Origin of the sequence: Massilia sp. CFBP9012 (genome assembly GCF_034045115.1) — a bacterium.
In the GTDB taxonomy this organism is placed as follows: Bacteria; Pseudomonadota; Gammaproteobacteria; order Burkholderiales; family Burkholderiaceae_D; genus Telluria.
Genome location: NZ_JAXCWM010000019.1, coordinates 85,179 through 97,313, shown reverse-complemented (window position 1 = coordinate 97,313; position 12,135 = coordinate 85,179). Strand labels below are relative to the sequence as shown.

Annotated in this window: 10 protein-coding genes; 5 read left to right on the top strand and 5 right to left on the bottom strand. The window is 62.3% G+C overall.

What is annotated here, in order from left to right; all coding sequences use genetic code 11:
* Positions 1-131: 131 nt before the first annotated feature.
* Positions 132-1,385: a DUF2863 family protein gene (locus tag SOM61_RS24710; RefSeq protein WP_320476531.1), complete on the bottom strand. Its 1,254-nt coding sequence runs from the start codon at positions 1,383-1,385 to the stop codon at positions 132-134.
* A gap of 397 nt (positions 1,386-1,782) precedes the next feature.
* On the opposite strand from SOM61_RS24710, the gene SOM61_RS24705 reads away from it, so the two are divergent.
* A complete protein-coding gene (locus SOM61_RS24705) occupies positions 1,783-2,466 on the top strand; it encodes a Fe2+-dependent dioxygenase (RefSeq protein WP_320476530.1) in 684 nt (227 codons plus the stop codon).
* Between the two features lie 267 nt (positions 2,467-2,733).
* Here the strand turns inward: SOM61_RS24705 and acnA are convergent, their stop codons facing one another.
* The 4 genes from acnA to SOM61_RS24685 form a co-directional block, all read right to left on the bottom strand.
* Positions 2,734-5,442 (bottom strand): aconitate hydratase AcnA, encoded by a 2,709-nt coding sequence (acnA, locus tag SOM61_RS24700; RefSeq protein WP_320476529.1) that lies wholly within the window; start codon positions 5,440-5,442, stop codon positions 2,734-2,736.
* 119 nt (positions 5,443-5,561) lie between these two features.
* Positions 5,562-6,110, bottom strand: coding sequence for a hypothetical protein (locus SOM61_RS24695; protein WP_320476528.1), 549 nt, complete (start codon positions 6,108-6,110; stop codon positions 5,562-5,564).
* Positions 6,111-6,117: 7 nt separating this feature from the next.
* The gene (locus SOM61_RS24690; protein WP_320476527.1) at positions 6,118-7,107 is read right to left on the bottom strand and encodes an HpcH/HpaI aldolase/citrate lyase family protein; all 990 of its coding nucleotides are present in this window, start codon (positions 7,105-7,107) and stop codon (positions 6,118-6,120) included.
* Positions 7,108-7,189: 82 nt separating this feature from the next.
* Positions 7,190-8,179 carry a malate dehydrogenase gene (locus SOM61_RS24685; RefSeq protein ID WP_320476526.1) on the bottom strand — a complete coding sequence of 330 codons (990 nt, stop codon included), beginning with the start codon at positions 8,177-8,179 and terminating at the stop codon, positions 7,190-7,192.
* 321 nt (positions 8,180-8,500) lie between these two features.
* Here SOM61_RS24685 and SOM61_RS24680 point away from each other — a divergent pair, with 321 nt between their 5' ends.
* From SOM61_RS24680 to sdhA, 4 genes are all read left to right on the top strand, one after another.
* The gene (locus SOM61_RS24680) at positions 8,501-9,265 is read left to right on the top strand and encodes a GntR family transcriptional regulator (RefSeq protein ID WP_320476525.1); all 765 of its coding nucleotides are present in this window, start codon (positions 8,501-8,503) and stop codon (positions 9,263-9,265) included.
* A gap of 270 nt (positions 9,266-9,535) precedes the next feature.
* Positions 9,536-9,961 carry a succinate dehydrogenase, cytochrome b556 subunit gene (sdhC, locus tag SOM61_RS24675; protein ID WP_183407442.1) on the top strand — a complete coding sequence of 142 codons (426 nt, stop codon included), beginning with the start codon at positions 9,536-9,538 and terminating at the stop codon, positions 9,959-9,961.
* A gap of 3 nt (positions 9,962-9,964) precedes the next feature.
* Positions 9,965-10,333 (top strand): succinate dehydrogenase, hydrophobic membrane anchor protein, encoded by a 369-nt coding sequence (sdhD, locus tag SOM61_RS24670; protein WP_109346929.1) that lies wholly within the window; start codon positions 9,965-9,967, stop codon positions 10,331-10,333.
* A gap of 2 nt (positions 10,334-10,335) precedes the next feature.
* The gene (gene sdhA, locus SOM61_RS24665; RefSeq protein WP_320476524.1) at positions 10,336-12,114 is read left to right on the top strand and encodes a succinate dehydrogenase flavoprotein subunit; all 1,779 of its coding nucleotides are present in this window, start codon (positions 10,336-10,338) and stop codon (positions 12,112-12,114) included.
* The last annotated feature ends 21 nt before the right edge of the window (positions 12,115-12,135 follow it).

Below are 12,135 nucleotides of genomic sequence, written 5' to 3'. Positions count from 1 at the left end.
GCAAGAGCATGAACATTCTGTGATTTCACTTGGATCCCCGCCTTCGCGGGGATGACGATGCATACTTTGCGTATAAATATTCCGGACACCAGTGCGCCTTCGCGGGAACGACGGGGATTTGACTGGCGGGCTTAGTGGAAGTGCTCGGTCCCCGCCGGCGCGTCTTCCGGCATTTCGGCATGCACCAGCTCGCCGGTCGGATCGGCGAACAGCGGCGCGCCGCAGTCGTCGCAGTATTCTGCCGCGTAGCGTTCGTTGATGCGCTTGATGTGGGCGACGCCGGCGTCGTTGAGGTGGGCCGCGATCTCGTTGATCGGGGACAGCGGCGTGGCGGCGATCGCCAGCGGACCTTCCATCGGCGTGCCTTCCTCGTCTTCCTGGCCATACAGCGGCCAGACGATGCCATACACCACGTCGGCGCTCTGGCGCATGGTGAACGAGACGCGGTATTCGTCGATCTGGATGTCCGGCGACTCTTCGCCAAAGCCCGCGATCACGGCGCGCAGGTCGGACGCTTCCACGTTCAGCGTATTGGTCAGGTAGTGCACCGCGGCGCGGATCGAGATCGGGCGGATCAATTTATCGGCTTCGCGGCAGGCCACGTAATAGGCTTCCGGCAGCAGCAGTTCGATGCCGCAGCCCGGCAGCAGGCGCGCGATATTCGCGGTGGCCTGGGCGCGCCACTGCTCGAGACTGCGGTTGCGCTCGTCAGCGAAACGCAGATGGTGCTGCGGCTCTTGCCAGCGGAACAGCGGCTCGCCAGCCCGGGCGACGATCGCGATCAAGAGGTAGCGGGTATCGGCCAGGAAGGGCGCGGTTTCGTCCAGGTGCTGGGCCGGTTTGATGGTGCCGCCCTTGTGCGCGGCGGCGGCCAGCTTCTGCGTCAGCGCCGCAGTTTCGGCGTGGGTGCGCGGCAGCTGGTCGAGCGAATACAGGGTGGGTGCGATCGCCATCTTGGTGCCATCGGCCAGCAGGTGGGCCGAGAAATGGGCGCCCAGGGTCGACAGCAGGTCGTTGGGGATGGTGCCGGTGGCGATCGAGAAGCGGGTCCAGGCCAGGATTGGCGCCGCGACCAGCAGGGCCTGCCAGGTGACGTCGCCGCCATCGGCCTGCTCGACCATGGTGGCCGATTCGCTGACCGCTTCGACCGTATCCATCAGCACGTCGTACGAGGCCAGGTCGTCCTTGAACAGGGCGTTCAGGGCGGCGTCGATGCTGTCCTGGTGATTGGTCTTGAGCAGCTTCTGCAGGCACGTGTCGAGTTGGTGTTCCCACGCACGTTCTTCAGCACGGCTGGCAGCTTGCATGAGGGCTTGCGAGAGGCTGACGAGGCGCTGGCTTTCTGCGGAAAGTTTTGGTGTTGAATCTTTGGAAGGACGACGCATGGCGCTGGTGGGTCTCTTGTCAGTGAATGTTTCGAAAGTCCGAGGGGTGATGATAAACCCATATCCCCGGTATTGTAGTTGATTCGGCTACAGGTCATGAACAATGGCTGTCATGAAGGCAGGACGAAAGCCAGACGATCGCCGCGCACGCAAACGCTTGCACAATGTGTGAACACGGTACATAATGAGAATAATTCTCATTCAAACATGTTTGGGAAGAGCGATTGGAGTGTTCATCAAGTTGTGTTTCCAGCTGTTGTTGCAGTAGCCGTTGGTGACCGGGAAAGCACTGACGGATGTTTCTCACGGAGTACCACCCCCGCCGGGCAACCGGATTCTGCCCTCCTGACTCTGTCAGGAGGGATTTTTTTGTTGGTTCTACAGCAAGAAGAACGACATGATGCTGCATATTCCCGGCGTGCTGACGCCGGATCAGGTGGCCCAACTCCGCGCCCGCATGGCTGGCGCGCCGGAATGGCTCGATGGCCGCGAGAGCGTTGGCCCCCAAGGCGCGAAGGTCAAGCGCAACCGTCAGCTGGGCGAGGGCACGCCGCTGGCCGTTGAGCTGGGCCAGATCGTCAGCGCGGCCCTGATGGCGAACCCCATATTCTTTTCGAGCGCGCTGCCGCTGCGGGTGCTGGCGCCATATTTCAATTCATATAGCGGCGGCGAGCATTACGGACTGCACGTGGACGGCGCGATCCGCGCCCAGCGCGGCGGCGGGGCTCCGGTGCGGGCCGATGTCTCGACCACCGTGTTCCTGAGCGAGCCCGACGAATACGAGGGCGGCGAGCTGGAAGTGGTCGACTTGTACGGCACCCACGAGGTCAAGCTGGCGGCGGGCGACGCGATCGTGTATTCGTCGGGCAGCGTGCACCAGGTGCGGCCGGTGACGAGCGGCGAGCGGGTGGCTTCGTTTCTTTGGACCCAGAGCATGGTGCGCGACGACGGCAAGCGCGGGATGCTGTTCGATCTCGATACCCAGATCCAGAAGCTGCGGGCCCAGCATGGGGAGTCGGAGATCACGGTGGGGTTGACGGCGCATTATCATAACCTGCTGCGGATGTGGGCCGAGGTATGAGCGGCGGCGCCCGCTTTACAACCAGCCTCGAGACCGTCGTTCCCGCGCAGGCGGGAACCTAAGTGTGCGTGCTTACCACTGACGTTTGATACCCGTGGCGCGCGTAAGACTTGGATTCCCGCCTGCGCGGGAATGACGTGCTAGCGGCGATGGTTCGAGGTGACGGACGTGGTCCGCACCGTATATCACCAATAGAAAAGGGCTGGAACCCGTAAGGATTCCAGCCCTTTTGCTTGTCAGGCAGCCCGCCGCAGCGGGCTATACCGATTAGGCAGCCAGCAGCTGACGCAGCACGAACGGCAGAATACCGCCATGCTTGTAGTAGTCGACTTCGATCGGGGTGTCGATACGCAGCAGCACTTTGACTTCTTGCGATTCGCCGTTTTCGCGGTGGATCACCAGGGTCGCCAGTTGTTGCGGCTTGATCTCGCCTTCCAGGCCCTTCAGGTCGTAGGTTTCCTTGCCGGTGATGCCCAGGGTGTCGACGCTGTCGTTGCCGATGAATTGCAGCGGCAGTACGCCCATGCCGACCAGGTTCGAACGGTGGATGCGTTCGAACGAACGCACGATCACCGCCTTCACGCCCAGCAGCTGGGTGCCCTTGGCAGCCCAGTCGCGCGACGAGCCGGTGCCGTATTCTTCGCCGCCGAAGATCATGGTCGGGGTGCCCGCTTCCACGTACTTCATTGCAGCGTCATAGATCGACATCTGTTCGCCGGTCGGCTGGTGCAGGGTAATGCCGCCTTCGACCGCCGAACCGTCAGCCTTGGCCGGGATCATGCGGTTCTTGATACGCACGTTGGCGAAGGTGCCGCGCATCATGATTTCATGGTTACCGCGGCGCGAACCGTAGGAGTTGAAGTCCGCTTTCAGGACGTTATGTTCCTTGAGCCATTTGCCTGCAGGACCGTCTTCCTTGATCGAACCGGCCGGCGAGATGTGGTCGGTGGTGATCGAGTCGCCGAACACGCCCAGGGCGCGGGCCGCGGTGATGCTGGTGGCGGCCGCTTTCGGGGTCATCTCGAAATCGGCGAAGAACGGTGGTTCGGCGATGTAGGTCGATTCAGGCCAGTTGTAGACTTGACCTTCGGTCGACGACACGCGTTCCCACAGCGCGCCAGGGTTGCCCTTGACGTCGGCGTAGTTCTTCTTGAACACTTCCGAGTTCATCGCGAAGCGCATCAGTTCGCCGATCTCTTGCGAGGTTGGCCAGATGTCGCCCAGGTAGACGTCGACGCCGTTGCTGTCCTTGCCGACTGGCTCGGTCATCAGGTCTTTCGTCATGTTGCCGGCGATCGCGTAAGCGACGACCAGCGGTGGCGACGCCAGGAAGTTCGAACGGATGTTCGGGTGGATACGTGCTTCGAAGTTACGGTTGCCCGACAGCACGGCCGACGCGACGATGTCGTTCTGGGTGATCGTGGCGTTCAGTTCCGGGGTCAGGTCACCGGCGTTACCGATGCAGGTGGTGCAGCCGTAGGCGGTCACGCCGAAGCCCAGCTTGTCCAGGTAAGGCAAGAGGCCAGCGGCGGTCAGGTATTCGGTGACCACGCGCGATCCGGGCGCCAGCGACGACTTGATGTGCGGCGCGACGGTCAGGCCACGCTCGACGGCTTTCTTGGCCAGCAGGCCGGCAGCCAGCAGCACGCTCGGGTTCGAGGTGTTGGTGCACGAGGTGATGGCGGCGATCAGGATGTCGCCGTTCTTCACGCGCACGCCGTTGGTGGTCTCGTAGACCTTGTGCAGGTCGTCCGGGTTCTTGTTGAAGCCGTTCTGGGTGGTCGGCTTGCTGAACAGCTCGGTGAAGTTGTTCTTGACGTTGCCCAGCTCGATACGGTCTTGCGGACGCTTTGGACCTGCCAGCGAAGGCGTGACGGTTGACAGGTCCAGCTCGACCACGCGGGTGAAGTCGATCTCGCCTTCCTGCGGGATGCCGAACATGCCCTGGGCCTTGTAGTAGCCTTCGAAGGCAGCCAGTTCTTCTTCGGTACGGCCGGTGCCGCGGAAGTAGTCGACGGTCGCTTCGTCCACAGGGAAGAAGCCCATGGTCGCGCCGTATTCAGGCGCCATATTGCCGATGGTGGCGCGGTCGGTGGTCGACAGCGAGCGGGTGCCTTCGCCGAAGAACTCGACGAACTTGCCCACGACTTTCTCTTTGCGCAGCAGTTCGGTGATGGTCAGCACCAGGTCGGTCGCGGTGCAGCCTTCGCGCAGCTTGCCCTTCAGGTTGACGCCGATGACGTCCGGGGTCAGGAAGTAGACCGGCTGGCCCAGCATGCCGGCTTCGGCTTCGATGCCGCCCACGCCCCAGCCGACGACGCCGACGCCGTTGATCATGGTGGTGTGCGAGTCGGTGCCGACCAGGGTGTCAGGGTAGTACACGTCGCCCTGTTTCATGACGCCGCGCGCCAGGTATTCCAGGTTGACCTGGTGGACGATGCCGAAGCCCGGAGGGACGACGCCAAAGGTGTCGAAGGCCTGCATGCCCCACTTCATGAACTGGTAGCGCTCGTTGTTGCGCGAGAATTCCAGCTTCATGTTCAGGTCGAGCGCGTTCGGCTCGCGGAAGTGGTCGATGGTGACCGAGTGGTCGACCACCAGGTCGACCGGCACCAGCGGCTCGATCTTCTTGGCGTCCAGGCCCATCTTGGCGGCGACGTTGCGCATCGCGGCCAGGTCGGCCAGCAGCGGCACGCCGGTGAAGTCCTGCAGCACGACGCGGGCCACGACGAACGGGATCTCGTCGGTACGCTCTGCGGTCGCGCCCCAGTTGGCGACTTGCTTGACGTGTTCTTCGGTGACCTTCTTGCCGTCGCAGTTACGCAGCACGGACTCGAGGACGATACGGATCGACACCGGCAGGCGCGACAGGTTCACACCGAGGTTTTCCGCCAGCGCCGGCAGCGAATGGAACTGGCCGCTCTGGCCTGCGCCGATCGGGAATTCCTTCAGTGTGTTCAGAGTGTTGCGAGACATAATCTCTCCTTCAGTGGGAATATTGTTATTTCAACAGCAGCGTTCACGGAAATAACGGGCCAGATATAACTTCGGGCGACAGAACGGCGCTAACTTCCGGGAAAGTCCGCGCCGCATCTTCAAGTCTTGCTCGCCTCCGGTTCCGCGGTCGCCACGATCGCGGACTGTTCGGCGTTCTTGCATTCATTGGCCAACTGGCGGTTGAGCTTCGAGTCGAGCAGGATGCCCTTGGATGGGATACCGATCCAGATCAGGCCATAGTGCGGATTCTCGAAGCGCAGCGCGCCGGTGGTGGTGCCGATGCGGGCCAGGCGGTGCAGGCGCTGCTTCCAGCGCAGCGCGATATGGCTGTCATCGGTATCGTTGGTATAGATCGTGATCTTGTTGCCGAGTTCGCAAGCGTATTCGGTCACCCTGGTGTCGGTGATGTCCGGCTCGTTGATTTCGAGCGGGTTCGCCGCGACTGCCGCCGCAGCAGCAGCAGCGGTCGCCGCAGCGGCGGCTGCCTGCGCCTTCTTGCTCGGTTTCTTCTTGGCTTGCGCCTTCAGGACCGCTTCCGCTTTCGGATGCTTTTCCTTGGCGACAGAAGCGCTTGCCGGCGCGCACGCGACGGCAGCCGCGAGCGCGACGGCGCAGGCGGCGATCATTTTCGGGAGGAGGATGGCCATGGTCGGTTTATTCGCTGTCGGGGAGGTTGACGATTGCGGCAGCGGCTTCCGGCAGCGCGAGGCCCGCCAGTTTGGCCCGCTGCAACACCGACCAATAATATCGGTAGCTCGCACGGTCGTGCAAGCGGCCATGTTGGGCAATCGGTCCCCAGTCCGCCGCCATGGCCTCGGTCAAGATATTCGTCGCTTCATTGACCTCGGACAGGCGTGGCGTAAACGCCTTCAGGATCGGCTTGATCTGGTCCGGATGGATGCTCCACATCCGGGTAAAGCCGAATTCGGCGCCGGCGCGCTGGGCGTCGTTGGCGACCGTCGGGCTGTCCTTGATGTCGGTCGTGACGTTGTGCGATGCCACCTTGCCATGGGCGTGGCAGGCGGCCACCATCTCGAGCTTGGCGCGCACCACCAGCGGGTGGGTGAACTGGCCCGGGGTGCGCATCGCGCTCGCGGGGATCGCGCCATAGTGGCTCGACACAAAGTCCATGATGCCGAACGACAGGCATTCGACCTGGGGCAGGGCGGCGATGTCGTAGGCTTCGCGCAGCGCGCCATGGGTCTCGACCAGCACGTGCACCGGCAGATCCGCGCGGCCGGCGGCCTGGGCATGCTGGTTGATCAGGTCGATCGCGCGCGTGACTTCCATCGCGCTTTCCACCTTGGGAAGCACGATGTAGGCCAGGCGCTTGGCCGCGCCGCCGATGATGAATTCGACGTCTTTCGCAAAATGGGGGCTGGCCGGCTCGTGCAGGCGGGCGCCGATGCGGTTGAAATGGTTGTCGTCGCTGTTGACGAGTTGCGCCACCAGGATGGCGTGCTCCAGTTCGCTGCCGGCGGTGGCGCCGTCTTCGCAGTCGAACGTGATGTCGAACAGGGGGCCAAGCTCTTGTTGCAGGGCCATCGATTTGCGCATCAGCTTCTCGGAACCGGCGTAGTGATCGCAGGCGGGGAGAAGGAGTGGCTGGCGTTTGCCCTGGAATAAAACCTCGGAAGGGTGCATATCTCTCAACATAAAACGGCCGTGCCAATTGCATGGCACGGCGCAGTCGGCGCACGGCAAATGCCGCGCGCCAGGTTCAAACTTAGCCCAGCAGGTGAGCGACGCCGGCTTTCTCTTCTTCCAGCTCTTTCAGGGTCAGGTTGATGCGCTCTTGCGAGAATGCATCGATGTCCAGGCCCTGGACGATGGTGTATTCGCCATTCTCGGTGGTAACCGGGAAGCCGAACATGGTGCCTTCAGGGATACCGTAGGAACCATCCGAAGGGATACCCATGGTGGTCCACTTGCCGTTGGTGCCCAGCACCCAGTCACGCACGTGGTCGATGGCGGCGTTGGCTGCCGACGCTGCCGACGACAGGCCGCGCGCTTCGATGATCGCTGCGCCGCGCTTGCCGACGGTCGGCAGGAAGGTGTTGGCGTTCCATTCCTGGTCGTTGATCAGGTCCTTGACGGCTTCGTTGCCAGCGGTGGCGAAGCGGTAGTCGGCGTACATGGTCGGCGAGTGATTGCCCCACACGACCATCTTTTCGATGTCCTTGACGGCCTTGCCGGTCTTGGCGGCCACTTGCGACAGGGCGCGGTTGTGATCCAGGCGCAGCATGGCGGTGAAGTTCTTGGCCGGCAGGCTCGGGGCCGATTTCATCGCGATGTAGGCGTTGGTGTTGGCCGGGTTGCCGACCACCAGCACCTTGACGTTGCGCGAAGCGACGGCGTCCAGGGCTTTACCTTGCACGGTGAAGATCTGGGCATTGGCTTCCAGCAGGTCCTTGCGCTCCATGCCCGGGCCGCGTGGGCGGGCGCCGACCAGCAGGGCGACGTCGACGTCCTTGAAGGCGGTCATCGGGTCGGAGTGGGCGGTCATGCCTTCGAGCAGTGGGAATGCGCAGTCGTCGATTTCCATCATGACGCCCTTGAGCGCCTTCTGTGCCTTCTCGTTGTCGATCTCGAGCAGCTGAAGGATGACCGGCTGGTCCTTGCCCAGCATGTCGCCGTTGGCGATGCGGAACAGCAGGGAATAGCCGATCTGGCCGGCCGCGCCGGTGACGGCGACGCGCATTGGGGTTTTAGCCATGATGAATCTCCAAAGTGGGAATGAAAACGGTTTGCGCCGAAGGTCGACGCCGAGCATACGCCTGTTTGGTTACAAATTGCCTTCACTGCGGTTTGATGAAGCTGCAATGATACCAAAAGCGCTCTTCAAGCCTTCAAGGTCGAAAGACGGGTGTCGCGCGCGTACAATGATGACAAGGGTGGCGCCGACTCCCGGTCGGCCATGAGTGTATTCCTCCGCCGTTTGGTCTGTCAATTCAATATCATATGTCTTATATAAGACACATATCTAAAGACCTCTAATACTGGACGGTCATGCACTTTTGTGGTGAAATCGCGGTCTATGAATTCCGCCCCATCCAATCCGGCCGTTGATCCTGTCAGCAGTGGTTCGCCCTCGTTCCGGCCCCTGTACCAGCAGATCAAGGCGCTGATCACCCAGAGCCTGCAGGCCGGTGAGTGGAAACCTGGCGAACTCATGCCGAGCGAAGTCGAGCTGGCGGCCCGTTTCAAGGTCAGTCAGGGCACCGTGCGCAAGGCGATCGACGAACTGGCCGCCGAAAACCTCGTGCTGCGGCGCCAGGGCAAGGGCACCTTCGTTGCCAGCCACGCCGAAGAGCGCGCCCATTTCCGCTTCCTACGACTGATGCCGGATGAAGGGCTCCCCCATGATCCGGAGAACCGCTTCCTCGAGGTCAAGCGCATGCGTGCGCCGGCCGAGGTCGCGCGCCTGCTCGATCTCAAGTCGGGCGACGCCGTGGTCTACATCAAACGCGTGCAGTCGTTCGACGGCCAGCCGACCATCCTGGAAGAGCTGTGGCTGCCGGGTCAGCTGTTCAAGGGCCTGAGCGCGGAGCGGCTGCAGGAATACAAGGGCCCGATGTACGGCCTGTTCGAGACCGAGTTCGGCACGCGCATGATCCGCGCCACCGAAAAGATCCGCGCGGTGTCGGCCGACGCGGCCACGGCCGAGCACCTCAGGGTGGCGCCCGGCACGCCGCTGCTGTTGGGCGAGCGAGTGTCGTTCACCTACGGCGACAAGGCCGTCGAGCTGCGCCGCGAGCTGTACTCGACCGTGAAACACCATTATTTGAACGAATTGTCGTGAGGAGAATAAAGCTGAAAACAGCCGAGTAAATATTCTCTGTTTTCTGTCTTTTCAAATAGTTCGGAAAATAGCCAAATGGGATAAAACTCCCCTCTGCGGCAATCGCACGAATGCGATTAAAATATATTGGTTTTGGGTACGCGACGGACATGACCCGGTTCGCCGCTCGCTGTCCCGCTGGCCTGGTCCCACTTTCCCGGACCAGGACGTGAAATCGGCAAGAATGCAGGGTTCATACAAAAATTTGTCATAAATGGGAGGTGTACCATCATGTCGGAAGCCGTGAGAGAAGCAAGCAAGAAAGGGCGGCCGGTGTATCGCAACGTCGGAATCGGCGATATCACGACGAAATATCGCATGCCGCCGTCGGCGATCGTGTCGATCCTGCACCGCGTCAGCGGCGCCGGACTGTTCCTGATGCTGCCGTTCCTGCTGTATTTGTTCCAGCAGAGCCTGCTGTCGGAATCGACGTTCGGCTACTTTGCCGGCATCGTGTCGCACCCGCTGGTCAAGATCATCCTGCTGGGCCTGTCGTGGGCTTACCTGCACCACTTCACCGCCGGCATCCGCCACCTGTTCATGGACAATCACTTTGCCCTGGACAAGGACGCTGCCCAGAAGACCGCGCGCTGGGTGCTGATCATCAGCCTGCTGCTGACCGCGCTGGTCGGCCTGAAACTGTTCGGAGTGTTTTAAATCATGGCAACGAAGAATAATATCGGCCCACGCCGCATGGTTGTCGGCGCCCACTACGGCTTCCGTGACTGGCTGGCGCAGCGCGTCACCGCCATCGTCATGGCGATCTACACGGTCGTCCTGCTGGTCTCTTTCCTGACCGGCCAGAATTTCACCTATGAAGGCTGGGCCGGCCTGTTCGCCCAACAGTGGTTCAAGCTGTTCTCGCTGGTGACCTTCCTGGCGCTGTACTACCACGCCTGGGTCGGCATCCGTGACATCTGGATGGACTACGTCAAGAACGCAGGCCTGCGCCTGCTGCTCCAGCTCGCAACGATCTTCTGGCTGATCGCCTGCGCCGCCTGGACCGTGCAAATTCTCTGGAGTGTGTAATCGTGGCAGCAATCAAAACTGCAATTCCAACCCGTCGTTTTGACGCGGTCATCGTGGGCGCCGGCGGTTCCGGCATGCGCGCCTCGCTGCAACTGGCCGAAGCCGGCCTGAACGTTGCGGTCCTGTCGAAAGTCTTCCCGACCCGCTCGCACACCGTCGCGGCGCAGGGCGGCATCGGCGCCTCGCTGGGCAATATGAGCGAGGACGACTGGTACTGGCATATGTTCGACACCGTCAAGGGTGGCGACTACCTGGGCGACCAGGATGCGATCGAATTCATGTGCCGCGAAGCACCGAAGGTCGTCTACGAGCTCGAGCACTTCGGCATGCCGTTCGACCGCAACCCTGACGGCACCATCTACCAGCGTCCATTCGGCGGTCACACTGCGAACTTCGGCGAGAAGCCGGTCCAGCGCGCCTGCGCCGCGGCCGACCGTACCGGCCACGCGCTGCTGCACACCCTGTACCAGCGCAATGTCCGCGCCCGCACCCACTTCTTCGTCGAGTGGATGGCCCTCGACATCATCCGCGACGCCGACGGCGACGTGGTTGGCGTGATGGCCCTGGAAATGGAAACCGGCGACGTGATGATCCTGGAAGCGAAGACCACCATCTTCGCCACCGGCGGCGCAGGCCGCATCTTCGCCGCCTCGACCAACGCCTTCATCAACACCGGCGACGGCATGGGCATGGCGGCGCGCGCCGGCCTGCCACTGCAAGACATGGAGTTCTGGCAGTTCCACCCAACGGGTGTCTCGGGCGCCGGCGTCCTGATCACCGAAGGTGTGCGCGGCGAGGGCGGTATCCTGATCAACTCGAACGGCGAACGCTTCATGGAGCGCTACGCGCCGACCCTGAAGGATCTGGCGCCGCGCGACTTCGTGTCGCGTTCGATGGACCAGGAGATCAAGGAAGGCCGCGGCTGCGGTCCGAACAAGGACCACGTGCTGCTGGACCTGCGCCATATCGGCAAGGACACCATCGAGAAGCGCCTGCCTTCGATCCTGGAAATCGGCCACAAGTTCGCCAACGTCGACGCGACCAAGGAACCGATCCCGGTCGTCCCGACCATCCACTACCAGATGGGCGGCATCCCGACCAATATCCACGGTCAAGTGGTGGCGCCTGACGGCGCCGGCGGCCAGAAGATCGTCAATGGCCTGTACGCAATTGGCGAATGCGCCTGCGTCTCGGTCCACGGCGCGAACCGCCTGGGCACCAACTCGCTGCTCGACCTGGTGGTGTTCGGCCGCGCGGCCGGCAACCACGTCGTCGCGTCGAACCTGAAGCAGAAGTCGAACAAGCCGCTGCCAGCGGACGCGGCTGACTTCGCCCTGGCGCGCCTGAACAAGCTCGAGACCTCGGTCGGCGGCGAAAAAGTGCAGCACGTCGCCAACGATATCCGCGCCACGATGCAGAAATACTGCGGCGTGTTCCGTACCCAGGAACTGCTGGAGACGGGCGTCACCGAAATCATGAAGCTCGACGAGCGTCGCAAGCACGTGTCGTTCCAGGACAAGTCGAAGGTGTTCAACACCGCCCGCGTGGAAGCGCTGGAACTCGACAACCTGATCGAGACCGCCAAGGCGACCATCGTGTCGGCAGCGGCGCGTCCGGAATCGCGCGGCGCCCACGCCCACAGCGACTTCCCGAACCGCGACGACGAGAACTGGATGAAGCACACCCTGTTCTTCTCGGAAGGCAACCGTCTCGACTACAAGCCTGTCGTGCAAAAACCGCTGACCGTCGACACCTTCAAGCCGAAGGCCCGTACTTTCTAATATTTTCCACGGCCGGAACCG

Bases quoted from the DNA above. Each gene is read 5' to 3' on its own strand.
- acnA (WP_320476529.1), bottom strand. From the start codon at position 5,442: ATGTCTCGCAACACTCTGAACACACTGAAGGAATTCCCGATCGGCGCA.
- sdhD (WP_109346929.1), top strand. From the start codon at position 9,965: ATGGCAACGAAGAATAATATCGGCCCACGCCGCATGGTTGTCGGCGCC.
- SOM61_RS24685 (WP_320476526.1), bottom strand. From the start codon at position 8,179: ATGGCTAAAACCCCAATGCGCGTCGCCGTCACCGGCGCGGCCGGCCAG.
- SOM61_RS24705 (WP_320476530.1), top strand. From the start codon at position 1,783: ATGATGCTGCATATTCCCGGCGTGCTGACGCCGGATCAGGTGGCCCAA.
- SOM61_RS24695 (WP_320476528.1), bottom strand. From the start codon at position 6,110: ATGGCCATCCTCCTCCCGAAAATGATCGCCGCCTGCGCCGTCGCGCTC.
- SOM61_RS24690 (WP_320476527.1), bottom strand. From the start codon at position 7,107: ATGCACCCTTCCGAGGTTTTATTCCAGGGCAAACGCCAGCCACTCCTT.
- sdhC (WP_183407442.1), top strand. From the start codon at position 9,536: ATGTCGGAAGCCGTGAGAGAAGCAAGCAAGAAAGGGCGGCCGGTGTAT.
- SOM61_RS24710 (WP_320476531.1), bottom strand. From the start codon at position 1,385: ATGCGTCGTCCTTCCAAAGATTCAACACCAAAACTTTCCGCAGAAAGC.
- SOM61_RS24680 (WP_320476525.1), top strand. From the start codon at position 8,501: ATGAATTCCGCCCCATCCAATCCGGCCGTTGATCCTGTCAGCAGTGGT.